This window comes from Aeromonas sp. 97A, assembly GCF_051919185.1.
GTDB classification, from domain to species: domain Bacteria; phylum Pseudomonadota; class Gammaproteobacteria; order Enterobacterales; family Aeromonadaceae; genus Aeromonas; species Aeromonas veronii.
Window position 1 is genome coordinate 1,115,200 of sequence record NZ_JBQBFF010000001.1, and the last position, 26,486, is coordinate 1,141,685.

Annotated in this window: 23 protein-coding genes and 1 pseudogene; 7 read left to right on the plus strand and 17 right to left on the minus strand. The window is 60.9% G+C overall.

Annotated elements, in window-relative coordinates:
• Window positions 1-111: 111 nt before the first annotated feature.
• The 9 genes from hycI to ACTG27_RS05075 all read right to left on the minus strand — a co-directional run bounded on the left by hycI (window position 112) and on the right by ACTG27_RS05075 (window position 8,975).
• Window positions 112-603, minus strand: a complete 492-nt coding sequence (hycI, locus tag ACTG27_RS05035; protein ID WP_149152780.1) for a hydrogenase maturation peptidase HycI — start codon at window positions 601-603, stop codon at window positions 112-114.
• Window positions 603-1,016, minus strand: coding sequence for a formate hydrogenlyase maturation HycH family protein (locus tag ACTG27_RS05040; protein WP_206817793.1), 414 nt, complete (start codon window positions 1,014-1,016; stop codon window positions 603-605). The genes hycI and ACTG27_RS05040 overlap by 1 nt, the downstream gene beginning before the upstream one ends.
• Window positions 1,009-1,824 carry an NADH-quinone oxidoreductase subunit B family protein gene (locus ACTG27_RS05045; RefSeq protein ID WP_005333324.1) on the minus strand — a complete coding sequence of 272 codons (816 nt, stop codon included), beginning with the start codon at window positions 1,822-1,824 and terminating at the stop codon, window positions 1,009-1,011. The genes ACTG27_RS05040 and ACTG27_RS05045 overlap by 8 nt, the downstream gene beginning before the upstream one ends.
• Window positions 1,824-2,381, minus strand: coding sequence for a formate hydrogenlyase complex iron-sulfur subunit (locus ACTG27_RS05050; RefSeq protein WP_439979216.1), 558 nt, complete (start codon window positions 2,379-2,381; stop codon window positions 1,824-1,826). The genes ACTG27_RS05045 and ACTG27_RS05050 overlap by 1 nt, the downstream gene beginning before the upstream one ends.
• 9 nt (window positions 2,382-2,390) lie before the next feature.
• Window positions 2,391-4,109 (minus strand): hydrogenase large subunit, encoded by a 1,719-nt coding sequence (locus ACTG27_RS05055; RefSeq protein ID WP_439979217.1) that lies wholly within the window; start codon window positions 4,107-4,109, stop codon window positions 2,391-2,393.
• 80 nt (window positions 4,110-4,189) lie between these two features.
• Window positions 4,190-5,143, minus strand: coding sequence for a respiratory chain complex I subunit 1 family protein (locus tag ACTG27_RS05060; protein ID WP_017408180.1), 954 nt, complete (start codon window positions 5,141-5,143; stop codon window positions 4,190-4,192).
• A 1-nt stretch (window position 5,144) separates the two neighbouring features.
• Window positions 5,145-7,016: a hydrogenase 4 subunit B gene (gene hyfB, locus ACTG27_RS05065; protein WP_439979218.1), complete on the minus strand. Its 1,872-nt coding sequence runs from the start codon at window positions 7,014-7,016 to the stop codon at window positions 5,145-5,147.
• Window positions 7,016-7,681, minus strand: coding sequence for a 4Fe-4S dicluster domain-containing protein (locus ACTG27_RS05070; protein ID WP_439979219.1), 666 nt, complete (start codon window positions 7,679-7,681; stop codon window positions 7,016-7,018). The genes hyfB and ACTG27_RS05070 overlap by 1 nt, the downstream gene beginning before the upstream one ends.
• A 388-nt stretch (window positions 7,682-8,069) precedes the next feature.
• Window positions 8,070-8,975: a LysR substrate-binding domain-containing protein gene (locus tag ACTG27_RS05075; RefSeq protein WP_127007745.1), complete on the minus strand. Its 906-nt coding sequence runs from the start codon at window positions 8,973-8,975 to the stop codon at window positions 8,070-8,072.
• Between the two features lie 102 nt (window positions 8,976-9,077).
• On the opposite strand from ACTG27_RS05075, the gene ACTG27_RS05080 reads away from it, so the two are divergent.
• From ACTG27_RS05080 to ACTG27_RS05095, 4 genes are all read left to right on the plus strand, one after another.
• A complete protein-coding gene (locus tag ACTG27_RS05080; protein ID WP_199415472.1) occupies window positions 9,078-10,070 on the plus strand; it encodes a TDT family transporter in 993 nt (330 codons plus the stop codon).
• A gap of 255 nt (window positions 10,071-10,325) precedes the next feature.
• On the plus strand, window positions 10,326-11,315 hold the full coding sequence (gene lpxM / locus ACTG27_RS05085) for a lauroyl-Kdo(2)-lipid IV(A) myristoyltransferase (protein ID WP_103251205.1): 990 nt from the start codon (window positions 10,326-10,328) through the stop codon (window positions 11,313-11,315).
• Window positions 11,316-11,465: 150 nt separating this feature from the next.
• Entirely contained in the window at window positions 11,466-12,461 is a 996-nt protein-coding gene (locus ACTG27_RS05090; RefSeq protein WP_005360998.1) for an LpxL/LpxP family acyltransferase, read from the plus strand.
• A 195-nt stretch (window positions 12,462-12,656) separates the two neighbouring features.
• Window positions 12,657-13,517, plus strand: a complete 861-nt coding sequence (locus tag ACTG27_RS05095; RefSeq protein WP_005352386.1) for a PA4780 family RIO1-like protein kinase — start codon at window positions 12,657-12,659, stop codon at window positions 13,515-13,517.
• Window positions 13,518-13,577: 60 nt separating this feature from the next.
• Here ACTG27_RS05095 and ACTG27_RS05100 read toward each other — a convergent pair whose 3' ends face one another.
• The 3 genes from ACTG27_RS05100 to ACTG27_RS05110 form a co-directional block, all read right to left on the minus strand.
• Window positions 13,578-14,102, minus strand: a complete 525-nt coding sequence (locus ACTG27_RS05100; protein ID WP_421292088.1) for a GNAT family N-acetyltransferase — start codon at window positions 14,100-14,102, stop codon at window positions 13,578-13,580.
• Window positions 14,099-15,337 (minus strand): GGDEF domain-containing protein, encoded by a 1,239-nt coding sequence (locus tag ACTG27_RS05105; RefSeq protein WP_439979220.1) that lies wholly within the window; start codon window positions 15,335-15,337, stop codon window positions 14,099-14,101. Before ACTG27_RS05105 ends, ACTG27_RS05100 begins: the two co-directional genes overlap by 4 nt.
• A gap of 263 nt (window positions 15,338-15,600) precedes the next feature.
• On the minus strand, window positions 15,601-16,095 hold the full coding sequence (locus ACTG27_RS05110) for a prolyl-tRNA synthetase associated domain-containing protein (RefSeq protein ID WP_439979221.1): 495 nt from the start codon (window positions 16,093-16,095) through the stop codon (window positions 15,601-15,603).
• Window positions 16,096-16,261: 166 nt separating this feature from the next.
• Between ACTG27_RS05110 and ACTG27_RS05115 the strand changes: the two genes are divergently transcribed.
• Together ACTG27_RS05115 and ACTG27_RS05120 are read left to right on the plus strand one after the other, a co-directional pair.
• Window positions 16,262-18,688 (plus strand): DNA polymerase II, encoded by a 2,427-nt coding sequence (locus ACTG27_RS05115; RefSeq protein WP_439979222.1) that lies wholly within the window; start codon window positions 16,262-16,264, stop codon window positions 18,686-18,688.
• Window positions 18,689-18,762: 74 nt separating this feature from the next.
• Window positions 18,763-19,014 (plus strand): DinI family protein, encoded by a 252-nt coding sequence (locus ACTG27_RS05120; RefSeq protein ID WP_005352362.1) that lies wholly within the window; start codon window positions 18,763-18,765, stop codon window positions 19,012-19,014.
• A gap of 175 nt (window positions 19,015-19,189) precedes the next feature.
• Here ACTG27_RS05120 and ACTG27_RS05125 read toward each other — a convergent pair whose 3' ends face one another.
• From ACTG27_RS05125 to dcuC, 5 genes and pseudogenes are all read right to left on the minus strand, one after another.
• On the minus strand, window positions 19,190-20,053 hold the full coding sequence (locus ACTG27_RS05125) for a DUF2927 domain-containing protein (RefSeq protein WP_439979223.1): 864 nt from the start codon (window positions 20,051-20,053) through the stop codon (window positions 19,190-19,192).
• A 26-nt stretch (window positions 20,054-20,079) separates the two neighbouring features.
• Window positions 20,080-20,583: a M48 family metallopeptidase gene (locus tag ACTG27_RS05130; protein ID WP_101531695.1), complete on the minus strand. Its 504-nt coding sequence runs from the start codon at window positions 20,581-20,583 to the stop codon at window positions 20,080-20,082.
• A gap of 145 nt (window positions 20,584-20,728) precedes the next feature.
• Window positions 20,729-22,371 (minus strand): annotated as a pseudogene (locus ACTG27_RS05135) (hypothetical protein).
• 187 nt (window positions 22,372-22,558) lie between these two features.
• Complete coding sequence (locus ACTG27_RS05140; RefSeq protein WP_439979224.1) at window positions 22,559-24,205, minus strand: bifunctional metallophosphatase/5'-nucleotidase; 1,647 nt, start codon at window positions 24,203-24,205, stop codon at window positions 22,559-22,561.
• Window positions 24,206-24,295: 90 nt separating this feature from the next.
• Window positions 24,296-25,648: an anaerobic C4-dicarboxylate transporter DcuC gene (gene dcuC, locus ACTG27_RS05145; RefSeq protein ID WP_439979225.1), complete on the minus strand. Its 1,353-nt coding sequence runs from the start codon at window positions 25,646-25,648 to the stop codon at window positions 24,296-24,298.
• Window positions 25,649-25,843: 195 nt separating this feature from the next.
• On the opposite strand from dcuC, the gene ACTG27_RS05150 reads away from it, so the two are divergent.
• Window positions 25,844-26,308: a hypothetical protein gene (locus ACTG27_RS05150; RefSeq protein WP_139743263.1), complete on the plus strand. Its 465-nt coding sequence runs from the start codon at window positions 25,844-25,846 to the stop codon at window positions 26,306-26,308.
• Window positions 26,309-26,486 lie beyond the last annotated feature (178 nt).

Genomic DNA, 26,486 nt, shown 5'->3' on the forward strand with positions numbered 1-26,486 from the left:
TTTTATATCAAGTTCAGCACAATTAGCCCGATGTTTTTAATTTAACATCGGGCCTCGATCACATTGCCGGAACCGTCGGTCAATAACGGTCGTTAACAACTCGCTAAATAATCACCGCTTGGCGTTGGCAATATTCCACTGCTCGAGTTTCTCTATTAACAAGTCGGTATCTTTGGCTGCATCAAGATGCTGATAAAGATAATCCATCGCCTCGCTCACCATCTCGGTCATCGGGAAAGAGAACGCCACTATGGCCGGTTGTACCCCGACAAAGATCACCTCGGGGACAAAGGTCTTGAGCTCGTCGATCAGGAAATTGAGCGGCATATTGTGGGTCGAGAAGATAAACATCTCGGCGATGGTCTCGGGGGGGATCACCTGCAGGGTTCCCGCCTTCTCGCCGATCTCGGCGGCATCCACCAGCACCACTCGCTCCGGTTGCAACTCCCGCACCTTGTAGACCACATTTTCCGGCGCGATGCCGCCGTCGATATGGATCCAGCCGGGCAGGGGGGCGGCTTGCAGCTTGTCGGCGAGATAGGGGCCGGCACCGTCGTCCCCCATCATGGTATTGCCCACGGTCAACACGAGATTGCAGCCCATCAGCGGCTCCTTACCATCAGGTACATATGGGGGTCGTTAAAGAGGGCGGTCAGCTGATCCATAAAGGTGTTGGTCCAGCCCAGCTCCTGCTCATCAAGCACATTGCCAGCCTTGCGCAGTCGGTCGAAGGCGCAGGCCAGCATATGGCAGTGCTCGCGATAGATGGTGATCTCGCCAAAGGTGAGAAATCCCTCCATCTTGCGGCGCGCTTCACTTCCCTCTGGCAGCTTGGCTACCCAGTCGCGATAACCGGTCAGCGAGCAGACCAGGTCTGCTCGCAGGCAATCGACGATGCCGAGGTGGTGGCCGATGGCGAGGCTGTAGTACATCACCTCCCTGGCCTCTTCCGGCACGTCGAACTGCTCGTCGACGAACTTGCGCGAGAGTCGATAGAAGAAAACCTCGTCAGCCATGCACCGCCTCTCCCTTGCCGGCCGCCCGGTTGAGGCAGGCGTTTGCGAGGTTGTTGACGATCTCCGAGAGGCGCGGATCGTCGTGCTGATCGAGGTAGCTCTGGATGCGCAGATCCACATCCTGCTGGGTCGCCCCTTCGAGCAGGGCCATAAACTCGTCGGCGATGATCCGCCCCTGCCGATAACCGGCCATGCGGCGCGCTTCGCGCTCGATCATCACCCGGATTTCATTGGGGATGCCGGTGTGGCGCAGCTCGACCCGCTCACCCGGTTGCACCTCGTGGCTGGTGGCTTTGAGTTTCTGTTCCAGCAGACCAAGCGCCACGGCAAAGCCGTAGATGGTGGCTGCCGGAGTGGGGGGGCAGCCGGGGATATAGACATCCACCGGCACGATCTTGTCGGTACCGCCCCATACGCAGTAGAGGTCGTGGAAGATGCCGCCGTCACAGCCGCAGGCGCCGTAGGCGATGCAGATCTTGGGATCGGGCGCCGCTTCGTAGGCGCGCAGGGCCGGTACCCGCATTGCCCGGGTCACAGCGCCGGTAAAGAGCAGGATGTCGGCGTGGCGGGGGGAGGCAACCACCTTGATGCCGAAACGCTCGGCATCAAACAGCGGGGTGATGGTGGCGAAGATCTCGATCTCGCAGGCGTTGCAGCCGCCGCAATCGACCCGGTAGACATAGGCCGAGCGGCGAATGTCCTTGAGCAGGGTCTTCTTGAGTTTGGTGATCTCGGGATCCTGTGCCAGCGGCACGGCGCGGGTATGGGCATGGCCGACAACCGGTTCTATGCCTTTGATCTTGCTCATCACATCCACTCCTGTTGTGTGGCCATCGGTGTGGCTATCGGTGTGATCAGGGCCGAGTCAGGCTGGCTCAGCATGCTCTGTTTTCGTTTGCAGTCGGGGCAGTGGTGCAGCCGCTCCGGTGTCGTGAGTGGTGTGCCTGCCTGCTTGAGGGTGTCCTCCACCAGCGCCACCAGCTTGCTCGGGGCAAAGTAGGTGCCGCACAGGGTGCAGGGGGCCAGCGCGAAGCGGGCCTCCTCATAAAGGTCGGCCTTGTTGGTCACCGCCAGTTCGAACTCGGGGGAGAGGGCGATGGCGCGGGTCGGGCAGACTTCCTCGCAGCGGCCGCAGAAGATGCAGCGCGCCATGGAGATCTCCCAGCGCCGTTCGCCGGTCTCCATGTCCACTTCCATCACCAGCGCATTGGCCGGGCAGGCCTTGGTGCAGGCGGCGCAGGCGATGCACTGATCCGCCTGATATTTCGGTTTGCCGCGAAAATCCCGGTTCACATCAATGGGTGCGAAGGGGTACTTGGCGGTCGGGGTGCCAGCCTTGAGGATGGTCTTGAACAGCTTGATCATGATGACCCCTTATTTCAGCGGAGAGTTTTTGCGATCGATGCCGTAGCGCTCGATCTCCTTGTAGGAGACCACGGTGGATTTGCCCTTCTTGGGGTCGACCAGGGTGACCCGGTCGGTACAGGAGTAGCAGGGATCCAGACTGCCGATGATGAGCGGTGCATCTGCCACGGTATTGCCGCGCAGCATGTAGCGCAGGGCGGGCCAGTTGGCGTAGGTGGCGGCGCGGCAGCGCCAGCGGAACAGCTTCTGGTTATCTCCCGTCATGCTCCAGTGGACGTTCTCGCCGCGGGGCGCCTCGGTAAAGCCCAGCGCAAATTTGCCCGGCTGGTAGGTGAACCCTTCGGTGAGCAGTGGCCCTTCCGGCAGGTGCTCCAGGCCGAACTCAATCATGTCGAGGGAGTCGTAGAGCTCGTGGATCCGCACCAGCACCCGGGATTGCACATCGCAACCCGCCTTGGTCTGGATCTCCATCGGCAGCTCGCGGTAGCCGGCAAAGTCGTGGACCCGGCGCACGTCGCGCTTGAAGCCGCTCGCCCGCACCATGGGGCCGACGCAGCTGAAATCGCGGGCAATCTGCGGCTCGAGCTTGCCGATACCGATGAGGCGGGAGGAGATGTTGGCGGTATCCAGCAGCATGGCCACCAGGGGTTTGAGCTCATCACGGAGCTCGCGCACCAGTTGGGCACCCTTGATGCGATCTTCCTTGAAGATGTCGCGGCGTACCCCGCCAATCAGGTTGAGGCCGTAGGTCTTGCGCGCGCCGGTCAGCAGCTCGGCCAGGGTCATGGATTTCTCCCGCACCCGGAAGAACTGCATGAAGCCGGTGTCGAAACCGGTGAAGTGGCTCGACAGGCCGATGTTGAGGATATGGCTGTGCAGGCGCTCCACCTCCAGCAGCACGGCGCGGATCATCTTGGCCCGCTCGGGTACCACAATACCCATGGCGTTCTCTACCGAGGTGGTGTAGGCGACGCTGTGGGTAAAGCCGCAGATGCCGCAGACCCGGTCGGTCAGAAAGGCCACTTCGTTGTAGCCCATCCGGGTTTCGGCCAGCTTCTCCATGCCGCGATGGACATAGAAGAGGCGGTAGTCGGCATCGATGATGTCTTCCCCATCGACAAACAGACGAAAGTGGCCCGGTTCATCCGAGGTGATGTGCAGCGGGCCGACCGGCACGATGCGGTTGGTATCACTGCCCAGCTCGTTGACGAAGGGGTAGGTCTCGGTGTCGGTGGTGGGCATCGGGCGCTGGCGATAATCCATGGCGTCCTTGCGTAGGGGGTGGATGTCCTCCGGCCAGTCGTCCGGCAGTACCAGACGGCGTTCGTCCGGCAGACCGATGGCGCGCAGGCCGTACATGTCGCGGATCTCCCGCTCGCCCCACACCGCCGCCGGAATGGTCGGGGTGATGGAGGGGTACTCCTGGGTATCGGCATCCACCAGCACCTTGACGGTGATCCAGCACTTGGTGTCGCCCTCCATGGAGAAGACGTGGTAGACGGCGAAGTGGCCGTTGAGGCTGCGCTCGTCATTGGCAAAGGAGAGCGGAAGCCAGCCCCCCAGCTGGTGGAAGATCAGGCTGGCCGTCTCGACCAGACTGGTGGGTTTGACGGTGATGGTGGCCTGATCGACGGTTTGCCACTCCTCGTCGACGATGGCGTGGGGCAGTTGTGCTCGCACCTGCTGGATGTAGTCGCAGCCGATGCGATCCGAAATGGCGATGGTCATGCAGTTCTCACTTTAATGTTCGGGAATGAGCATTCACAAATGATGAAATCGGAAAAAGTTGCTGTGCTGGCGGGCATGATTCAGATCCCGACCAGATAGGCGAGCAGCGCCAGCAGGGCCAGCCCCAAGCCGTAGCGGGTGAGCTTGTGGGTGCGCACGAACTGGGTACGGGCCATGGCGTTTTCGATGATGCCAGCCAGCAAAAAGGCCACCAGCAGCTTGCAGGCGAGGATCAGCGCCGCGCCGATGAGCGCAGGCAGACTCCAGTTGGCCGCCTTGCCGAAGGGGAGGAAAATCACCAGAAAGAGCTGCACCACCACCAGCTGCTTGAGGCCGATGGAGAGCTTGAGCAGGGCCAGGCCCGCACCGGAGTACTCGGTGAGCGGCCCCTCCTGCAGCTCCTGCTCGGCTTCGGCGCAGTCAAAGGGCAGCTTGCCCATCTCGACAAACACCGCGAAGGCGCAGGCGGCACCGGCCAGCAGGGTGGCGATGGGCGCGGCCAGCGGCTGGGTCGCCACATAGCTGCTGATGTTGCCCAGATCCGAGCTGCCCACCATCATCGCCATGATGAAGCAGGCAAGCACCAGAATGGGTTCCACCAGAATGCCGAGGGTCAGTTCGCGGCGGGCACCGATCCCTGCAAACATGCTGCCGCTGTCTAGCCCCGCCAGCGAAAAGAAGAAGCGGAAGATGGCGAACAGATAGATATCGGTGATGAGATCCCCGGCGATGGGGAAGGGGGACTCGTGAGTCAGGGTCGGCAGCGCCATCCCTACCAGCAAGAGGGCGGCGATGAGCAGCGCAGGCATCAGGTTGAAAATGATGCCGGCAGGCTCGGGGGTCACCTCCTGGCGGCGCAGGAGCTTGGCGATATCCCGGTAATCCTGCAGCAGGCCCGGCCCCTGACGGGAGTGCATCTTGGCCCGCAGCACCCGGTTGAAACCGGTGGCGAGCGGCGCCAGCGCCAGCATGGCGATGGCCTGGGTCAGGGCGAGGGCAACCATGCCCCAGCTCGGCATTTCAAGAACAGGCATATCAGACTCCTACTGCCATCAGGATAAAGAGCGCCAGCACAACGCCGTGCAGCAGCCAGCCGGTTGTCCCGCTGGTATCGCTCACCCCGTGCAGGGCGGTGGCCAGATCGAGCTGCGGCTGCTTGCGATAGAGCGGCGCGCAGAGTTGGCGCAAGGTGTGGGTGACACCGCCAGAGGTGAGGCTCATGCGCTCCTCATAGGCGTAACCACAGGCCCACGGCGTACCAGCGTGACGACGACCCAGCTTGGGCCCCTTGAAGATGGCCAGTACCAGCAGCGGAATGAGGAACAGCCCCAGCAGGGTGATGGCGATAACGGGCGGGGAGAGGATCGCTTGTGAGCTATCGAGTGGCAGCAGGGTGGCGCCAGTGGCCACGTTCATTTGGCCGCTTACCAAGGCTTGGCCATAGCTGGCGATATGGGGGGCAATCCAGGGGGCGCCCAGACCCAGCACCAGACAGACGGCGGCCAGCAGCAGGGTGCCTGCCACCATGGCTCCTGGCACTTCGCGGGCGTGGCTCGCGTGTTCGCTGCGCGGTGCGCCGCAGAAGCAGATGCCGTACACCTTGACGAAACACATCACCGCCATGGCGCCGGTTACCGCCAGCATTACTACCGCGAGCGGCGCGACGACCGAGGTGCCGAGTTTGGTCATGGAGAGCAGGGATTGGTAGATAAACCACTCGCTGACAAAGCCGTTGAGCGGCGGCAGCGCCGAGATGGCCATGGCACCGATGAGGAACGCCAGCGCAGTCCAGGGCATCAGCTTGGCCAGCCCCCCCATCTTGTCCATGTCGCGGGTGTGCAGGCGGAACATCACAGAGCCGGTGCCCATAAAGAGCAGGCTCTTGAAGATGGCGTGATTGAGCAGGTGATAAAGCGCGCCGAGTAGCCCCAGCACTACCAGCGCCGGTTGCTGGTTGGCGATACCGATCATGCCGATCCCCATCCCCATCAGGATGATGCCGATGTTCTCCACCGTGTGGTAGGCGAGCAGCCGCTTGAGGTCGTGCTCGGCCAGCGCAAACAGCACCCCGAGCACCGCCGAGCAGGCGCCGAAGATCAGCACCACATAACCCCACCAGAGCTGGCTGGCGCCGAGAAAATCGATGCAGACCCGCAAAATGCCAAAGAGACCCAGCTTCACCATGACGCCGGACATCAGCGCCGAGATATGGGACGGCGCAACGGGCTCGGCCACCGGCAGCCAGCCGTGCAGCGGCACGAAACCGGCGCGCAGGCCAAAGCCGCAGAAGCTGAGCAGGAACACCAGGGAGGCCAATCCGCCCGCCAGATGGTGCTCGCGCAGCGCAGCGAACTCCAGCGAACCGCTTTCGCGGCAGAGCAGCCAGAAGGCGATCAGCACCAGCGCCATGCCGATATGGTTCATCACCAGGTAGAGGCGGCTCTGTTGGACAGCATCCGGGTTGGTCTTGACCAGCCAGTAGGTGGTGAGGGTCACCAGCTCGTAGCAGAGCAAGAAACCGAGTACGTTGTCGGCCAGCACCATGCCCACCATGGCAAAGAGGAAGAGGTTCATCAGCGCGCCGATGGCCACATCCCCCTTGCCCTGATATTCGCGGATATAGGCAAAGGAGTAGAGGGCGACGGCGACGCCGACGGTGCTAATCACCAGCAGCATCAGCGCGGCCAGCATGTCGAGGTGCACCGAGCCCAGCAGCCAGAGCTGGCCGTCGACGGGGGCGCCTTGGGCAAAGATCTGGATGGCGGCGACCAGACCCGCGAGCGAGCCCAGCAGGGCAAGGCCGCTGTTGAGACGGTTGGCCAGTGCGGGCAGCTTTTGCAGCAGCAAACCGGCGGCAGCGCCCAGCAAAAAGAGCAGGAGCGTGACCATAACAAGGGGGGACAACATCAGCGAGCTCCCTCTGTGGTGGATAAATCGGATGCAGGGAGCGCCGTGGCAGGCGCCGAGAAGGCAGAGGCCCCTTGCGGGTTGGTGTCGGCCGCTTGCTGGCGACGGATACGGGCGGCGCGTTCGGTGTCGCCGTCATTGACCAGCTTCAGTGCCTGGGAGGGGCAGGCACCAACACAGGCCGGGCCATCGGCGCGAAACTCGCACAGGTCGCACTTGACCGCGATGCTGCGCACCCCCGGCTCCCAGCTCAGCAGATCCTCGCCAAAGCAGCGCAGGCCGGCAGAGGTGGAGGGGTTGCTGGAGCGGATGGAGCAGGGGATATAGGTGTCGTAACTGGTGGCCACGGCCACCGGACGGCTGCCGTCACTCTGGATGGCGCCAAAGGGGCAGGCCACGGCGCAGAGATTGCAGCCGATGCAGAGCGACTCGTTGAGTTGCACGCAATCGCCGGTCTGGCGAATGGCCTCGACCGGGCACACCTTGATGCAGGGGGCATCGTCACAGTGACGGCACTGAACCGGCATGGTCGCCTGCTCGTGTCGCATAACGGTTAAACGGGGGGCTTGCTGCAAACCTTGCGCCTTGTGTACCTCGCTGCAGGCCGCCATACAGGTGCCACAGCCGATACAAAGCTTGGGGTCAGCGATAACGAAGCGGTTCATAGCCTACCTTGTCGTGTCGCGAACGGAGAAAGTAGGGGCTGGTTGGCAAGATACGGGCCAGAATGGTTCTAACAGATAAATTGGTTTTAAGTGGCTGTTTTTAAATGAATAAAAATCTTCGCGTGGTTGAGTGAACGCACTGATGTGGCTGTCGAACTGTGACGTTCGTCACTTGTGACGAAGCCATCGGGAGGGTTCGTCACCCCCGAACAACGGCGTCGACACGGCTGAATGCGGGGTCGTGATACGGGGAGAAAGGGTGACTCGTTTGCGGTAGGTAGTAGGTTGCACAGTGTAGTGATCAAAGGGATGGAGCAACGGTTCCATCCCTGCATTTTGCTTTTCCGCCATAGGCGCTCTGGTTTGCTAGCGATGATATGACCGGGGGCTAGTCCGGGCTGATCACCTCGGCATCATTCACCTGAGCCCGGCAGAAGTGGATAAAGTGGCGCAGGGAGGTGGAGTGGTACTTCTGCTTGTGCCAGATAAGGGAGAGCTGGCGCGGGAAGCGGCGGGAGAGTGGCAGGGCGATCAGCCGCCCATCTGCCAGGCGATCCGAGGCTGCCAGCCGGGAGATAAAGGAGATGCCAAGCCCCTTCTCCACTGCCAGCATCACCGCCTCCAGGGTGTTGAGTTCAAGCCCTGGTTGCCAGCGGGGCAGCTCGGGCTGGATCTGCTGGATAAATTGCTCGCGGCTGCCCGATTGCGCTTCACGCAATACCCAGGTCTCGCCCCCCAGACGGGAGAGGGAGAGTTCCTTCTTGTTGGCAAGCGGGTGACCGGGTGGGGCCACCACCAGCATCTCGTCCTGCAGCCAGGGTTCGGCGAGCAGGTCGGGGTGGTGGTTCTCCCCCTCGATCAGTGCCATATCCAGTTCGAAGTTGGCCAGCGCATGACAGAGCAGGTGAGTGTTGTTGATGGTCACCTTGGGGGGGAGCCCCAGCTCCTGTTTGCTGCTGGCGAGCAGGGTGGGGAGCAGGTAGTTGCCGATGGTCTGGCTGGCACCAAGGCGAAGCTGGCCGCTCGGCTCGGCATCGGGGCTGAACAGGTTCTCGATATCCTGCATCCGGGTCAGCAGCTCTTCGGCGGCCGGTTGCAGCAGGCGCCCCTCGTTGTTGAGCTGCAATCTGGGGTGAATGCGGTCAAACAGCGGGGTAGAGAGCTGGCGCTCCAGCTCCTGCAGCGACTGGGAGACAGCCCCCTTGCTCAGGCAGAGCTCGTTGGCGGCAAGGCCAAGGTTTCCATAGCGGGCAATGGTGGCGAACACTTTCAGCTGCTGCAGGGTCAGTTTCATCGTGTTTGGTTTTCCTGAATGATTGATTTAATTCATTTAGATATCGTAAACGATAAGGGACCATTATCCTATCGCCATAGTCATCAATAGAAAGGTGTCATCATGATCGCAAGAACCCGTAAATCACTGGCTGCCGCCCCAACCCCCATGGCGGGTCTGGCGCTGGGCATCGCCAGCCTTGGTTGGTGTTGGGAAAATGCCGGTCACTTCGATGGCCGGATGCAACTGCTGGGCGCTGCCATTGCGGCCGTGCTGCTGGTGATCCTGACCTTCAAGTTTCTGCTTCACCCCCGTCTGCTGTTGCAGGATCTCGCTCACCCTGTGGTGGGTAGTGTGGTACCGACCTATGCCATGGGCACCATGGTGGTCTCCAAAGCGCTCGGTATGCTTGCGCCGCAAGCGGGCGAGGCCCTCTGGCTGTTTGCCGTGGCGGTTCATCTGCTGTTCCTGGCCACCTTTATCTGGCATCGCGCCAAAGAGTTTGAAATCCACCACATGGTGCCGAGCTGGTTCGTGCCGCCTGTGGGGATCATCGTGGCTGACGTCGCCTTCCCGGGTGGTCAGTTTGCCCCGCTGGCCAACGGTCTGCTCTGGTTCGGGATCATCTGCTATGGCCTGATGCTGCCGCTGATGCTCTATCGCCTGATCTTCAGCCATGAAGTGCCGGATGCCGCCAAACCGACCATCGCCATTCTGGCGGCTCCTGCCAGCCTCTCTCTGGCCGGTTACCTGACCGTCAGCCAGGAGCCGTCACTGCTGCTGGTGGCCGTGCTGTTGGGGATTGCCATCCTGATGACCGGTATCATCTATCTGGCCTTCATCAAACTGCTGCGTCTGCCCTTTTCGCCGGGTTATGCCGCCTTCACCTTCCCGCTAGTGATCGGTGCCACCGCCCTGTTCAAAGTGGCTCATCTGGTTGAAGGGTTTGCGCAAGGGAGTCACTACGTCGAGCAGATCAGACTGCTGGCCCACTTCGAGCTGGGGGTGGCTACCGTGATCGTCGGGTATGTGGCACTGCGTTACCTGATGTTTTTTCTGCCGCAGCGTAATACCGAAATGAATAACGGCATGGCCCGCCAGGGTGCTCACCGATAAATCTTGATGATGTGACATCGGGAAATGGATAAGCAGTGCGCTCCGAGAGCGACGGGATAAACGACCAGTCATACGATGGATGGACAAAGAGCCTCCACCCTGGTTGTGTAACGAGCAAAATGCCCCGCAGTGCGGGGCATTTTTTTATGGTTTTTTGATGTGGCACCCGTGGCGGGCTATTTGCCATGGATTTAACTGGTATTACCTGTCAGGACGACTACAATGCAGCACCACTTTTTCGCTCGACCCCAATACATGTCGTCCCAAGATCCCGTATTTGACTCCTCTTTTGAAGCCCGTTTTCTGCATCCCCGCTACTGGTTCAGCTGGCTGGCGCTCGGCGTGCTGATGTTGCTCGCCTTTGTGCCGGTGCGATTGCGCGACCGTTTGGCCGAAGCCTTGGCACCGCTGGTGTTTCGTATCTCGAAAAAACAGATCTATATCGCCAGAACCAATCTGGAGATCTGCTTCCCGGACAAGAGCCCGGAAGAGCGGGATGCGATTGCACTGACCTCGATCCGGGTCGGCCTCAAGAGTCTGTTGGGATTTGGCGAGTTCACCATGCGCAGTCAGCGTTATCTGATGAGCCGGATGCAGGTGATCGGTTGGGAGCATATCGAGGCGGAGCGGGCGGCCGGCCGTCCGGTGATCCTGGTGGTGCCCCATACCTGGCCGGTGGATGCCGCCGGTTACTGCTTCACCCAGCGCGGGGTGCCCATGTGCACCATGATGAAACGGGCGCGCAATCCGGTGTTTGACTGGCACCTCAACCGTGCACGAGCCAAGAACGGTTGCCGCGTCTATGAGCGCAGCGCCGGGATCAAGGCGGTGATCAGGACCATCAAGAGCGGTCGCAGCTTCTTCTATCTGCCGGATCAGGATCATGGCCGCGAGAAGAGCATCTTCGCCCCCTTCTTTGGCTATCCCAAAGCGACCCTGCCTGCCTTGCCCCGTCTCGTACAGGTCAGTGGCGCCAAGGCGGTGCCGCTGCTCGCTTGCTATGACGAAGCGAACCACTGCTACCGGCTGGAGATTGAGGCACCGTTCGACAACTATCCTACCGAGGATGTGATGGCCGATACCTGTCGCATGAACGACATGGTACAACAGCAGCTGATGCGCCATCCGGGCCAGTACATGTGGTTCCTCAAGATCTTCGATACCCGTGAAGATCAGGAGGGGCTGGATGGCCTCTACGAAGAGGGGATACGCCGGATCCGCAAGGGATTGTCGCCCCACGGCTGACCCTGAATTTTGATTGATTGAAATGGCCCCAGGTGGGCCATTTTTTATGATAACTAGTCTGATCAGTGCCTTGCAGGTCGATGGCCAGCCTCCCCAGGGTAGAAAAAAATGTCAGGATAACTACAATAACCGTTTGTTTTTGATGACTTGATGGTCGCCATGTCTGCGTTAGATCCGGTATTTGATACCTCATTTCATAGTCGCCTGCTGCATCCCAAATGGTGGGGCAGCTGGTGTGCGCTGGGCCTGCTCTCCCTGCTGGCATTTACCCCCGCGAGACTGAGGGATCGCTTTGCCGATCTGGTCTCACCGACCCTGCTGCGTTTTTCGAAAAAGCAGGCCTATATCGCAGATACCAACCTCAAGATCTGCTTTCCCGAGCTGGATGCCGCTGCACGGCAGGCGCTGCTACTCAAATCGATCCGGGTCGGGCTCAAGACCTTTATGGGCTTTGGCGAGCTCAGCTGGCGCAGCAAGGCGCGGCTGACCCGCCGCATCAAGGTCACCGGCTGGGAGCATGTGCAAGCGGAGCAGGCTGCAGGCCGCCCGGTGATCCTGGTGGTGCCTCATACCTGGGCGGTCGACATGATTGGCCGCTACTTCTCCATGATGGGGATCGAGATGTGCACCATGATGAAGAGCCCGAAAGATCAGGTGTTCGACTGGTACATCAACCGCGAGCGGGCCAAAGGGGGCAAGGTGTACGAGCGCAGCGCCGGGATCAAGCCGGCGATCAAGTCGATCCGCGCTGGTGCCAGTTTTTTCTACCTGCCGGATCAGGATCACGGCCGCGAGGCGAGCGTGTTTGTTCCCTTCTTTGGTCGCCCCAAGGCAACCCTGCCCGCGCTGCCCAAGCTGGTGAAGCTGACTGGCGCCAGGGCCGTGCCCATCTTCGCCAGCTATGACGAGGATGAGGGACGCTATCTGCTGGAGATCGAGCCGCCGTTTGACCCTTATCCCACCGCCGATCTGCTGGCAGACGTCAATGCCATGAACCGGGTGGTAGAGATGCAGGTGGCGCGCCATCCCGAGCAGTACATGTGGTTTCTCAAGATCTTCGAAACCCTGGAGCATCAGGAGGGGGATGACGGCCTCTATGAAGCGGGGATCCAGCGTATTCGTCAGGGCTTGCCGCCCGAACCTTGAAAATTGGCCCGTTTGCGGGCCATTTTTGTTGGCACAGGCGCCTTTCGTATTAGGCCTGCTGCTGGTGGTTTTTAAGGCGAACGGGTGGACAAAAACAGCGCAAACAGGGGATAACAGGGTGTCTTATGAAAGGGAGAGGCAGGTGAGCGTGCGCGGAGCTATCTTCGAGAGCGGAAATAGGGTAAAAGGGCGGCCATGAAAATTCCAAATCGAATCCAACCTCTGGTTGATGACGGCCTGGTCGATGAGGTCGTCAGCCGGTTGATGAGCGGCAAAGAGGCCGACGTCTATGTGGTGCGCTGCGGCGACGAGATCCGCTGCGCCAAAGTCTATAAAGAGGCGTCCAAGCGCAGCTTCAAACAGGCCGTGGTCTATCAGGAGGGGCGCAAGGTGCGGAACAGCCGCAGCGCTCGCGCCATGGAGAAGGGCTCCAAGTACGGCCGCAAGCAGCATGAAGAGGTGTGGCAGAACACCGAGGTCGACGCCCTGTTCAAGCTGGCGGCGGCCGGTGTGCGGGTGCCGCAGCCCTATGTCTGCCTCGATGGCGTCCTCTTGATGGAACTTATCACCGATGAGGATGGCAATGTCGCGCCGCGCCTCAACGATGTGGCGCTTACCCCCGAGCAGGCGGTCATCGATCACCACAAGGTGATCCGCTATGTGGTGCGGATGCTTTGCGCCGGTCTTATCCACGGCGATCTCTCCGAGTTCAATGTGCTGGTGGATGAACAGGGCCCGGTCATTATCGACCTGCCCCAGGTGGTGGATGCCGCCGCCAACAACCAGGCCAAGGCGATGCTGGAGCGGGACGTCAACAATATGCGCAACTACTACGGCATGTATGCCCCCGAGCTGCTCAAGACCCGTTATGCCCAGGAGATGTGGGCGCTGTTTGAAGATGGCAAACTCACCCCCGAGAGCGAGCTGACCGGTCACTTTGAAGAGAGCCGCGCCGCCATTGATCTCGATTCGGTGCTGCAGGAGATAGAGAGCGCCGAGGAGGAGGCCTATGCCCGTCAGGCCCGGATGAAGGCGGAACAGGAAGACAGCTACTAACGGTCTTGCCACGTTCGCAAAAAGAGCGCCTTCGGGGCGCTCTTTTTATTACTGCTGCGGCTATGGTCGGCTGGGGCAGGGGGATAGCTGATACATCTCCAGCCAGTTGCGATCCCCCGGATGGAAGTGCCGTCCCAGCAACACGCCACCGGCTGCTGTAATGACCTTGCGGGAGGCCAGATTATCTTCGCCGCAGCTGATCAGCACCGGCGCTGCCAGCACCTGTTGTTGCACCCAGCGCAGCAGCACGGTCGCGGCCCCTTCGCCACGGCGAGAGGGGCGAGTTTCGTAACCGATATGACCGAGCCACTGGCGGGTTGCCTCATTGTCACCGTGACGAAGACGCAGGGTGGCGATGATCTCCTCGCCATCGAGGGCAAAATAGGTGGTGGTCGGCAGGTATCCACTGGGCAAGTTGCGCCCTTTGGCGTGATCCAGCAGGCTCTGTAACCAGCCGTTCGGGTCAAATTGCGCCACCTGATAGAGCGGCTGTCCGTCCTCGGCGCATTCGGTGACATAGCGCCGGTAAGCCGGGGCATCTGTCAGCCTGGCCGGTCGGCACTGCAGAGCGAGAACTGCGCTCATGACAGGAGCGCGCAGGGCGGCAGCGGTTGCGGCTCGTTGTGGTGGAGCTCCTGTACGCAGGCCCGTTGCCTTCCAGCCTGTTTGGCGGCGTAAAGGGCCCGATCCGCGCGCAGGTAGGCCGCTTCAAACCCCTCGTCAGGGTGCAGCGAGGTGAGGCCGATACTGAGGCTGATGGGGCCACCGGCCAGCTCCCAGGTCGCCTCGGCGATCTGCTGTTGCAGGCTATGACAGTAGTCGGGTAGGGTCTGCGGGGCCGCCATCAGCAGCAGGGCCAGCTCATCGCCGCCAAGCCGACCGGCCATGCCCTCAGAAGGCAGGGTATTGGCGATCTCCCGGCCCACGGCCCGCAGCATGGCATCACCGGCGGGGTGGCCGTGGTGGTCGTTGATCTGTTTGAAGTTATCCAGATCGATCAGCAGTAGCTGGCTGGGGCTCCTCACCTCGCGGGCACGCAGGGCCACCTGGCGCTCGAAATAGTGGCGGCTGAACAGGCCGGTCAGCTCATCCTGATTGGCGCGCCGCTCCAGCTTGCGCTGGGTGGCCAGCAAGGCTTGCTGCTGGCGAGTGTGGACCAGGCTCAGCAGCAGATAACTGCGGGCGATGGTAAAGAGCAGGCTGAGCAGGATCACAGGCCCGAGCAGCGGATCGGTGAAGGAGTTGGCCGCCAGCTCCGGCTGCCAGAGATGTTTGGCGATCCGCAGTAGTTGCAACAGCAGTTGCAGGCCGAGCAGCAGAATGGCAAAGCGCAGCACCCGATAGACGGGGGCCAGCCGCTGGTAGCGCCAGAGCTGCCAGATAAGCAGCGCAATCTGCAGCGAGAGCACGCCGGAGAGCACGATGATCCGGCTGTGCGCATCAAAGAGGGGTTGCTGCAGGGCAGTCAGGGCAAACAGGACGAAACCGCCGAGGGTAACGGTGGGCAGCAGCCAGCCCAGTTGGTCGGCTTCACGGCGAAAGAAGTGGCGCATCCCCCGTTCATAGAGCAGGGTGGTCGACATCAACAGCAGGTTGGTGCAGAGAATATTGGCAAGGGATGCATTTCCCTCAAGGGGGCGCAGCAGCAGGCAGCAAAAAGCCCCCGCGATAACCAGTTCCCCCGCTGACCAGTAGATCAATGCCCTGATCTGGCGATGGGTGTGCCACATGGCGGCGAAAATGGTGGCGACCCCCACATGTGACAGCGTGACGAACAGCACCAGACTCAACAACTGGGCCGAGGAAAACAGACTTGGCATCAAGGGGCTCTCTGGGAAGTCACCTGTGAACGAACAGGCGATGGGGTATCGCCCGCTGGCAGTGGCCGATCACAACATGAATCCAACCTATTATCAATGGGTTAAATGGCCGAATGTGCTCACCTCCGACTTCTTGCACAATGGCAATTGCTGACTCGATTTATCAGCGCATAAGGAGCCATTTTATTGTCTTGTCAGTCAATTTCGCTGCGTGAAAGGTGGTTGTGTTGGCGGCAGGGTGAACCCAACCGCCAGACGTTGTGCTAATCGCAGGTTGCAGCAGGCAAGCGCATTACGATGGCCTCCCTGTCCAGATGGGTCAGCAGACGGCGCACGTCGTCGAGGCGGATGATCAGAGTAGCGGTGTTGACCAGCGGATGGCACTGCACCTGTTCGGCCTGCCAGATGGCCTCGTCTACCACCAGCTCTACCGCTTTTTCCCTGTCGCGCACCATGGCGAGCAGGGTTACCGAGCCCGGGGTAAGGCCGAGCACCGCATTGAGTCGCTCGGGGGAGCCAAAGCTCAGCCGTTTGACCCCGAGCATTACCGGCAGCGCCTTGAGGTCGACCCGGTGCTCCTCCGGACTCACCACCAGAAACAGCCGCTCGCTTTTCGGGTCGCGCAAAAAGAGGTTCTTGGTCTTGGCGGCGGGCAGGTCGGGCAGCAGCCTGCTCGCCTCCTCACAGGTAAACACCGGGGGATGGTCAAAGCGCTGGTAGGGGATAGCCAGCTGATCCAGCAGGGAATAGATTGCCACAAAGACTCCTTTCGTCGGCGAAGAGTGGTCAGAACGGGATGGGCGGGAATCACGACCGGATCGAGCTTACCAGTTTGACTCCCGCCTCGCAGCCAGCGTGACGATTGCGAGCAGACACTGTATGAACGTACAATAGTCCCATTCTCGGACAGCCCCTTTACGCTTCATGACTGCAACCCAGCCCACCGTACCCGCCACTCCGCCGCTCGACGGTTTTATCCTGACCCGCCACGGTCGGGACGTGCGCGGTCGCAACGGGCAGCCTGCTACCACCGAAATCGTGATGTGGCTCTGGAGCGCGCAGGGGCCGGTGCGGGTGGTGGTGCCGGGGCAGGAGCCGGTATTCTTTTTGCCACAGAGCCACATGGCAGAAGCCGCCGAGTTGTTCAAAGGGGCCGGGGTGAGCGGGCGGTTTCGCCGCCTGCCGATGCACACCTTCGACGGTCGCCCTGTGGTGAGCTGCTATTTCGCTACCCTGAGCGCCTTTCACCGCGCCATCGAGCTGTTGCTTATTCGCGGACTGGAGCACTTCGAGGCGGATATCCGGCTGCCGGAGCGGTTTCTGATGGAGCGATTCATCACCGCTGGTGTGCGCTTCGATGGCCGGGCGGTAAAAAAGGGGGGCAAGCAGGGATACTGGGAGGTCAACGAGGCACGCTGCGCGCCGCAGGCGGTGACGCCAACCCTCTCCTGGGTGTCCCTCGACGTGGAGTGCGCCATGGACGGGGCCCTCTTCTCGGTCGGTCTTTATAGTGAGCAGGATGCGCGGGTCATCATGATCGGTACCTCGGAAGCGGATGCCGAGAGCTGGGGCACCCAGGTCCAGTGGGTAGAGGACGAGAGCTCCCTGCTGAGTGCGCTGGAGAGCTGGTTCAGCCTGCATGACCCCGATCTGGTCATCGGCTGGAACGTGGTTAATTTTGATTTTCGCCTGCTGCTACGCCGCGCCGAGCTTAACAAGCGGCGGCTGCGGCTCGGGCGGGGTCGTGAGCTCTGCTTCTGGCGCTCGTCACGGGGCGATCCCCAGACTGGCAACGTCATCATTCCCGGGCGCATGGTGCTCGATGGCATCGATACCCTGAAAAGCGCCACCTGGCAGTTTGCCAGCTACAGCCTGGATGCGGTGGCGAGCGAACTGCTCGGCCGTGGCAAGGATATCGAGGATGTGGCCAATCGGGGGGAGAAGATCACCGAGCTGTTCCATTCCGACAAGGAGGCTCTCGCCCGCTACAACCTGGAAGATTGCAAGCTGGTGTGGGAGATCTTCGATTATTGCCACCTTATCCCGTTTGCCATCGAGCGCGCCTCCCTCACCGGTCTTGAGCTGGACAGGGTAGGGGGCTCGGTGGCGGCCTTTACCAACCTCTATCTGCCGCGGCTCCATCGTGGCGGCTACGTGGCCCCCAATCTGCCGGCCGACGGTGGGCTGGCGAGCCCCGGCGGCTATGTGATGGACTCCAAACCCGGTCTCTATCGTCACGTGCTGGTGCTCGATTTCAAGAGCCTCTATCCCAGCATCATCCGCACCTTCTGCATCGACCCCATGGGACTTATCGAGGGGTTGCAACACCCCGACCACGCCATTCCCGGCTTTCGCGGCGCTATGTTCTCCCGAACCCGCCACTTCTTGCCGGATCTCATCGCCACCCTCTGGGCGGCGAGGGACAGAGCCAAGGCGGCCAGCAACAAGGCACTCTCCCAGGCCATCAAGATCATCATGAACTCCTTCTACGGCGTGCTGGGTTCGGGGGGCTGCCGTTTCTATGATCCGCGCCTTGCCTCGTCCATTACCTTGCGTGGCCACAGCATCATGCAGCAGACCCGCGAGTGGATCGAAGGGGAGGGTTTCGAGGTGATCTATGGCGACACCGACTCCACCTTCGTGCACCTTGGCAAGGAGACCAGTCCCGAACAGGCGGACGTGATCGGCCAGCGACTGGCGCAAATGATCAACGATAACTGGGCTGCACTGATCAAGCGCGAATTCGACCTGCCGAGTTATCTCGAGATCCAGTACGAGACCCACTATCGCCGCTTTCTGATGCCCACCATCCGCGGGCTGGAGAAGGGCAGCAAGAAGCGCTATGCCGGTCTGGTTGGCAAGGCCAGTGAGGGGAGTGAACAGCTGGTGTTCAAGGGGCTCGAATCGGTGCGCACCGACTGGACCATGCTGGCCAAGCAGTTTCAGACCCGCCTCTATGAACTGGTGTTTCACGATGAAGATCCCAGCGGCTATGTGCGCACCATGGTGGATGAGACTCGTGCCGGTCGTCACGACGATCTGCTTATCTACCGCAAACGGCTGCGCCAGAAGCTCGAAGAGTATCAGAAGAATGTACCGCCCCATGTGCGGGCGGCGCGGCTGGCCGATGAGGAGAACCTGCGCCGCGGTCTGCCCCAGCGCTATCAGCATCGGGGCGCCATCGCCTATCTGATGACCCTCAATGGCCCCGAGCCGCTGGAGTACCGGCGCAGTGCCATCGATTACGAACACTATATCGACAAGCAGTTGCGACCCATTGCCGACGCCATCCTCCCCTTTATCGGCGAGTCGTTCGACCGGATCTGCGGTCAGCAGCTGGATCTTTTCTGATTGGTGCAAGTTGGCACTTTACTTCCCATGAATACTGGATAAAAATACAGTTATAAATCATGGAGAAGTTTCCTATGCGTCTTGAAATCATCATCGACAGAAAACATCAGATCCCGACCTCGACCATGGAGGCGCTGCGTCAGGAGCTGCTCAAGCAGCTTGGCGAAAAATTCCCCGATATCCATGTGCGGGTCGCACCGGGCAGTGCTATGGCCCTGACTGTTAGCCGTGCCAGCAAGGAAGACAAAGAGCTGGCCGAAGCCATGGTGCAGGAGGTGTGGGAGAACGCCGACAGCTGGATGCCGGAAGAGAACGTCGCCTCCTGATCCCGCACTGTCAGTGGATAACTCGGGCGTTGGATAAATGGGTTGCGGATAAACGTGCATGCCCGCTACTGATCCGTTGATCCTCGGACAACAAAAAAACGCAGCCAAGTGGCTGCGTTTTTTTGTTGGTGATGAGTTCGCGGTGGCTTGTCTGGCTCTGGGTTGAGCCAGGCCGTTACAGCCCCGCCCAGCTTTTCAGGCTCTGCTGCTGCACCCGGCGATTGGCTTCGCGGATCTCCCCTTTGGCGCGCAGGTCGGCCAGTGCGATAGGCAGTGCGGCGCGGATCTCGTCACTGCTCATTCCGGCTTTGAGGGCCGGGTGATAGGCCATCTTGAGCAGCACATAGTCCAGCCCGGTCAAAAAGCTGTCGATGCTGTTGTCATTGAAGATGGAGGGAAACACCTTGTCCGAGTCGTTGGGCAGCCCCATCACTTGGGTGAACTCCTCCACCACGCAGTCGAGAAAGCGTCCCTTGGCCCGGCTGTAGTCTATCGGAATGATTATGGTGGCACGGCTGATCTCGTGTTTCGCATTGGTTGCGAAGTTGGCAAGGCAGAGCCCCTCCTTGAGCGCCATCTTGACCGATGGATCGCCCCCCATGGTGCGGTTGGCCCAGCTCTTCATCTTGCTGTAGTCGGTCATGATCAGGGTGAGGTTGGGCTTTGCGGCCACCATGCTGATGGAGTGGCCGGTGATGCGGGCCAGATGGGATGCCTGTACCTTCACCACGTCGGCCTGCAGCGGCTTGTCACCCGACTCGTTGATAAGTTGCAGCCGGATCGGCTGCTGCCAGCGGGCAAAACGGGTCTGCCTGGCTTCGCCATACTCCCGCTCCATGGCGATGGCCATAAAGCTCTCGACCAGATAGCTGTCGCTCTGCCAGCGCTCATCGGCACGGGCGCTGTGGCCAGCGAGCAGAAGCAGCAGCGCCAGCAGCCCACGTGACGCGCGGCGGGGATGGGCAGCGCGGCCCAAGCTGGCCATTACCAAAGTGGCAATAAAGCGCGTGGCACCAAAGGGGGTTGCGGCAAATGACATGTTTCCTCCCTGAAACGGTTGTCTACCTAGCGGTTGGCCTTGTCGATATCACGCCAGGTGAGCCAGAGCCTGAGATCAAACTCCAGTTGATGATAGTCCGGCTCCATATGCTGGCAGAGCTGGTAGAAGCTCTTGTTGTGATCCTTCTCTTTGATATGGGCCAGCTCGTGCACCACGATCATTTTCAGAAACGGGGGGGGCGCCTCCTTGAACAGGGCGGCGATGCGGATCTCGTTCTTGGCCTTGAGCTTGCTGCCCTGTACCCGGCTGACGTAGGTGTGCAGGCCGAGGGCATCCTTGATCACGTTGATCTTGCCATCGAACACCACCTTTGACAGGGGCGCCGAGCTCTTGAGGTAGCGGTTCTTCAGCTCCATGGTGTAGGCAAGCAGCGCCTTGTCGCTCTGGATCTGGTGGCTTTCCGGATAGCGTTTGGCCAGCATCTCCCCCAGCTTGCCTGCCGTAATCAGCTGCTGTACCTGTGCCTTGAGAGGGTCGGGATAGCCGCCCAGATAAGTCAGTTCCGCCATGGTGTCACTCGTTACATCAAAAAGAGCGTCATTGTAGTTATCTCGGGCGGGCTTGCCTACTGCGGGCCGTCGCTGCAAGGGGCTTTGGCGCAAGAAAAAGGGCGGCCATTTGCAACAATGGCCGCCCTGCGGGGCGTATTGACGATCAGCGTCGGCGATAGAGACCCGGATCCACCTCTTCATAGTGGTTGGTCAGGTATTGATAGAAGGCGAGATGGGAAAGGAGCTGGGTTTTACCAGCTCCTCGCTCACCCGATCCGGCTTGGCGATGATGAACTTCGGAGTCTGGCGCTGGATATCGGCCAGCACCCGCTCGCGCACGTCATAGGGCGGATTGACGTTGGCAAAGAAGAGGTAGGCGGATGCCGGCTGGCGATCGGTCCAGAGATAATATTGCGGCTGGATGCCATCGACCCAGATCTTGTCGCTCGGGCTGGTTTCGGCCTTGATGCGATCAACCCGTACCTGCGCGGCCGGATTGAAAGGGCGACCCTTGAGGGTGCCTTCCCAGGCGTTGTTGATCATCAGCAGCAGCATGGCCAGCGTCGCCAGCCAGGGGGTGGCACTGCGCACATCCCAGGCGCGCCAGAGAGGGATGAGGATAAGTACCGGCAGCGCCCACAGCAGGCTGGTGCCGAGCACCTCGTTGACCCGCTCGAGGGACCACTCCTTGGTGCTCCAGCCAAAGGCGAGTTGCTGGGCCAGCAGCCAGCTGGCGGTGAGCACCACCAGCGAGATGCAGAGCAGCCCGATGGCATCTGCCTGCTGTTCGCTGCGATCCAGCAATACCGCCAGCGGCAGCACCGCCAGTTGCAGATAGAGCACGTCATAGTGATCGAACACATGGCCGGAGACCGAGTTGGCGATCAGGGTAAACAGCACCCCAAACAGGGTCGCCAGCAGGGCGGGCAGATACCACTCCTGACGGCGGCTCAGCATCAGAATGATGAAGGCGGGTAGCAGCATGATAAGGCCGGTGCGCAGCAGGCCGACGGCGCCCACCATGGGAGAGAAGCCATTGCCGTAGCTCCCCTCGAAGAAGATGTCGAAGGCGTAGTATTTGAAGGCCGCCAGCAGATCATGCTGCTGGAAGTAGGCGTAAAGCGGGCCGCCAATCAGCGCCAGTCCCAGCAGGCTGGAGATGAGCAGCAAGATGGCGTCACGCCACTTTTCGTGCAGGCACCAGTGGCAGAACAGCACCAGATACCAGGCCCCCCAGAAGGCGCCGTTGTTGGTGCGCATCCAGGCGACGATGGCGAAGGTGAGTGCCGCCACCAGTGCCGGCCACCAGCGAAATCCCTTGTCCAGCAGCAGGGTAATGAAGGCCCACTGGGCGATGAGGGCGAGGTGGAAGGTCCAGTCCTCGGTCATGTTGCCGTAATAGTAACGGGTACCGTAGAGAGCCAGCACCGCCAGCATGGCGCCGAGCCGCGCCTTGAACGAGAGTCCGAGCTGGGCAAAGGCCTGCCAGCTGGCCAGCAGCCCGAGCCAGCAGAGCACCCACTCCAGTGTCCAGATCCCGACAAATCCCCCCATTCCATAGCCCAGCGCGTCGAGAGCGAAGATCATCGGCCCCTTGATGTCGATCATGTCGCGATAGAGCACGCCCCCTTCGCTCCACATCTTGCCCATCACCGCGAACAGCGAGGCATCAAACCCCGGCGCCATGGCGTGGAAGAGCGGGTTGCGCAGACAGAAGAGCAGCGCCAGCAGGGCGGTCAGCAGCACAATGGCTGGCTTGATACCCGGGTTGACGCGAGGGGGAGTGAAACGGATGGAGTGATTCATGAAGTCGCCTGTTCCTGCAGCTGGTCTTGAAAGCGGGCCTATCTTGCCGAGCTAGTGAGTGCGATGCAATGGGGCGGGCCCGTGTGGGGCAAATATTCTCGAAAAAGCCCGGTTCTTGCAGGGAACCGGGCGCTGGCTGCGGCAATTTTGGCCGTCGGGGGGATATGGCAAAGGCATCCCCCCGATATCAACTGAAGTACTCAAGCAGGGGGGGCTGCGCTTCCAGTGTCGGCAGGTGACGGGCCCAGCGGATAAAGGCGTCGGCCAGGGTGATACCGAGCTCCTGATTGTGCTGGGTCAGGGTGCGCGCCAGTGCGGTGTAACCCTCCTTGCCGGAGGCGGTATAGGCGCTCGACACCCCGCGATAGACCTGTTCGGCATTGACCGCTTGCCACTGGCCGGGGGCGGCTTCCCACTCCAGTCGGGTGATGCGCTGGCCCTTGGGCCGATCGGCCTGATAGGTGAATCGCACCCCCGCGGTGTAGGGGAAGCTGCCGTTGCCATTGCCGACCACGCCGTTGTTGGTGGCGTTGTCGATGGCATTCTCCAGCGCTTCCGCCAACTCGTGACCGTGCACCCGATAGAGGGTGAGGGGAATGGCAAACGGCAGCAGGCGACCGGCGATATCCGCTTCGCTCAGGGGACCCGGCTCCAGCGAGCAGCGCACGCCGCCAGCATTGTGCAGGGCAAAGTCCACCTCGCCTACCTGTTCACGGGCGGCGGTTAGCATGGCGCGGGCCACCAGCGGGGCGAGCTGGCTGCCGTGGGGCAGGGTGGCATCCGGCAGCCGCTGATGGGGCAGTGACGCCGCCAGTCGGGTGACGATGCGCTGGCTCATGGTTTCAATCTCCGGCCGGTAGCGTTTGGCCAGATGTTGTTCAAGCTGTTGATCCGGCTCGCAGAAGGTGAGCCCAGCGGGTGGGGTGGAGGCAAATGGCCAGGGCTGCCAAGGGAGCCACTCCAGCTGTCCCTGACTTTGCACGACGCGGCCCGACTCATCGAAGGTGAGCTCGCAGACACCGAGGCAGAGGGCGCTGTGGCCAGCGTGCAGGATAGCCACCCCGTTGTTCACCAGCGGATAGCTGCCTTCGCTTGGCAGACCCAGCGGCGCGAGATCGCCGAGCAGGCTGTGGGTATGGCCACCGATGATGAGGCTGAGCTCGGGGAAGCGCTCGGCCAGCAGCTTGTCCTGATCCAGCCCGAGGTGGCTCAGCAGCACGATATGCTGGATCCCTTCGCGCTTGATCTCCCGCAGCACCCGGGTGAGGGTGTCGGCGACCGCGTGGAAACGGGTGTGGGGATCCGGGTTGGCGATGGCAGCCATCTGGGCGAGGGTGATGCCGAGCAGCGCAAAGGGAACCCCGTCGATCACCTGACGATGCCAGGGCTGATGGGCGTCGTAGAGATGGGGAATATCCCACAGCCCGAGGGTTGTGTCGGCAGGCTCCTGACTGTTATCCAGATTGGCGGCCAGCACCGGAAAATCGAGCTGGCGCAAGAACTCCACCAACGGGCCATTGCCCAGATCGAACTCATGGTTGCCAAGTACCATGGCATCGGGGGCCAGCATGGCGAGCAGGTCGGCGTTGGCGCGCCCTTTGAAGCGGTTGAAATAGAGAGAGCCCTGAAAGGAGTCGCCACCGTGCAGAAACAGAAAACGCTGGCCGGCTGCTGCGGCTTTGGCACGCAGTTGGGTCAGTCGGGTCAGGATCCGGGCATAACCGCCGCACTGGGTGCGCCATTGGCCTTCACCGACAGGGGAGAAGCTCATGGGCGCGCCATCGAAGTGGGAGTGGCAATCACTGAAATGGGCAAGTTGAACCGTAATACTCATCTCGGTCCTCCTTAGGGGAAAATGAGCACCGAGTCTACTGTAAAGGGGGGGGAGGATACCAGCCCGGCAGGGTGCCGGGCTGGTCAGCGATCAGGCGGGGACCATGATCTGGGTGGCGACGATCACCACCAGCAGGCCGACGGCTACCGGCATACTGGTGCGCTTGACCACTTCGAACGGCGAGAGCTTGCCCATCCCCGCACAGGCGACCACCACCCCAGAGACCGGAGAAATGGTGCGACCCAGGTTAGAGGCTTGCAGCATCGGGATTACCAGATAGGCCGGGTTGATGCCAAGGCTGCTGGCCAGGTTGGGGATCAGCTCCACGAAGGCGTAGAAGGGGGCATTGCCTGAGCCCGTGGTGAAGGCGGCCAGGGTGGTGATCACCACCAGCGACAGCATCATGATCAGGCCGCCGGAGCCGAGATCCTGCGCGTGAGCCAGCAGGGTGTCGATAAAGCCGATAGTCATCAGACCCTGGGCGAAGACGCCAGCACCGACCAGCAGCATGACCACACCGGCAAAGGCGTCAGCCATGTTGCGCCAGCAGACCTGCAGACCGTCCAGCAGCTCCTTGCCATTGCGGATCCGCACCAGCTCCAGCAGGCTGGCCAACACCATGCACATGACGATGATGGTGACGATATCCAGTTGTGGGCCCCATTTACCGTCAAACACCAGCACCCCAATGATGGGGGTAAAGGGCAGGATGGCGTAGAAAGCGGGGGCGGTAGTCACCAGATCACCCGGTGCGACCGGCTCGTTGTGTTCACCGGATTTCTGGTCAAGGTAGCGCTGCCAGAAGAAGTGGGTCACCGCCATACAGGCGATCGCCACCAGCGAGATGGGCAGGGTCAGCTTGAAGGCAAAGTCCAGCAGCGGCATGTTGGCGGCCTGAGCGGCCATCACCACGTCACCCGAGGTAGGTGCCAGAATGATGGCGGCTGGCGAGGCGCACACGGCCGCAGCCGCGCCACGGGAGATCCCCATGTTGACCATCAGCGGGAACAGGGTGGCCATCAGCAGCACGCCGAGGCCGGTAGCGGAGCTCACCGCCAGCGACATGGCGCAGGCCACCAGATAGGCAGCCACCAGCAGGATATAGGGGGACTTGATGATGCCGAGCGGTTTGCTGGCCAACTTGACCAGAATGGTGTTGGCGCCTATATGGCTCATGTAGCCGGCGAAGCCGCACAGCACCATGATCAGCATCCCCAGTCCACCGCCACGGTCATTGAGCAGGAAGCGGACGTATTCGAAGATATCGGTTGCAATGTAACCGGTGCTGACCACCTTGCTCGGCAGTACCGGCTTGCCCATCATGGCGGTGATGAACAGCAGCAGCAAGCCGCCGCTCAGCAGCACCCCGGTCGCGGAGTATCCTTTGAAAATGGCACGGCCCACCACCAGGGTGACCAGGGTGCCAACGATGAGTTCCAGCATATGTTGCCTTCTGATTGGATGAGAGTGGAGGGAGTCTATTCCGATAGGGGTAGAGTGGCGACTGGAAACAGGATGTTGTGTGAGCTAAATCAACGTTTAACCCCGTGAACAGAATTAAAGAAAGGTAAAGGTACTTTACCCAGCGGGTTTGGCTACCTACCCTTGCCAGCCTTGGTTGTCTTTTGAGGCTTTTATATGGCGATTGGTGATTCTGTAGGCATTAAACGCTCTCTTTTCCTGCTTGCGATGCTATTTTCACCTACTTGCGTGTTTGCGGTAACCAATGACGGTTTTCATCAAACCGGTCCTCATCAGGCGGTCGCCATGCGGCGTCTCATGGCTCCTCACTCTTACGGCGTACTGGTGGTTGCCGAGGGGAACAGACCCCGTTTTGCCGCGCTGGCATCCAAAACCACCGAAGCAAACTGCCTGGCCCGTCATGCCATCCGGGTAGATGGAGTCGCTCTGCTGGTCACTTCGAGATTCTATGCTAAAGAGGGAAAACGGGGACTTTGCGAGCTGTGGCTCAATGAGGGGGCAGATCAGGACTTTTTTGCCAACCGCCTTAAAAATGATCATTTTATTCAGATAGATGGTCATGACATCAATGTGAAAAACTATCACCTCGACTGGCAGCGCATCAGCCGTCATGCTCAATAAAAATACAGTTTTGGCCTTGTGCCATACTCTGCTCACGCAACCTGTGAGCGTGCTCTGATTTCTGGGCGCATCATTGTATTGCGCCGCCTCGTCGTCACACATAGGCTATACCCGTCATCTGTGTGGCGGTGGGGTTCACCAAGGTTGGTACTCCGCCCGTGCAATCAAGGAAGGTAGT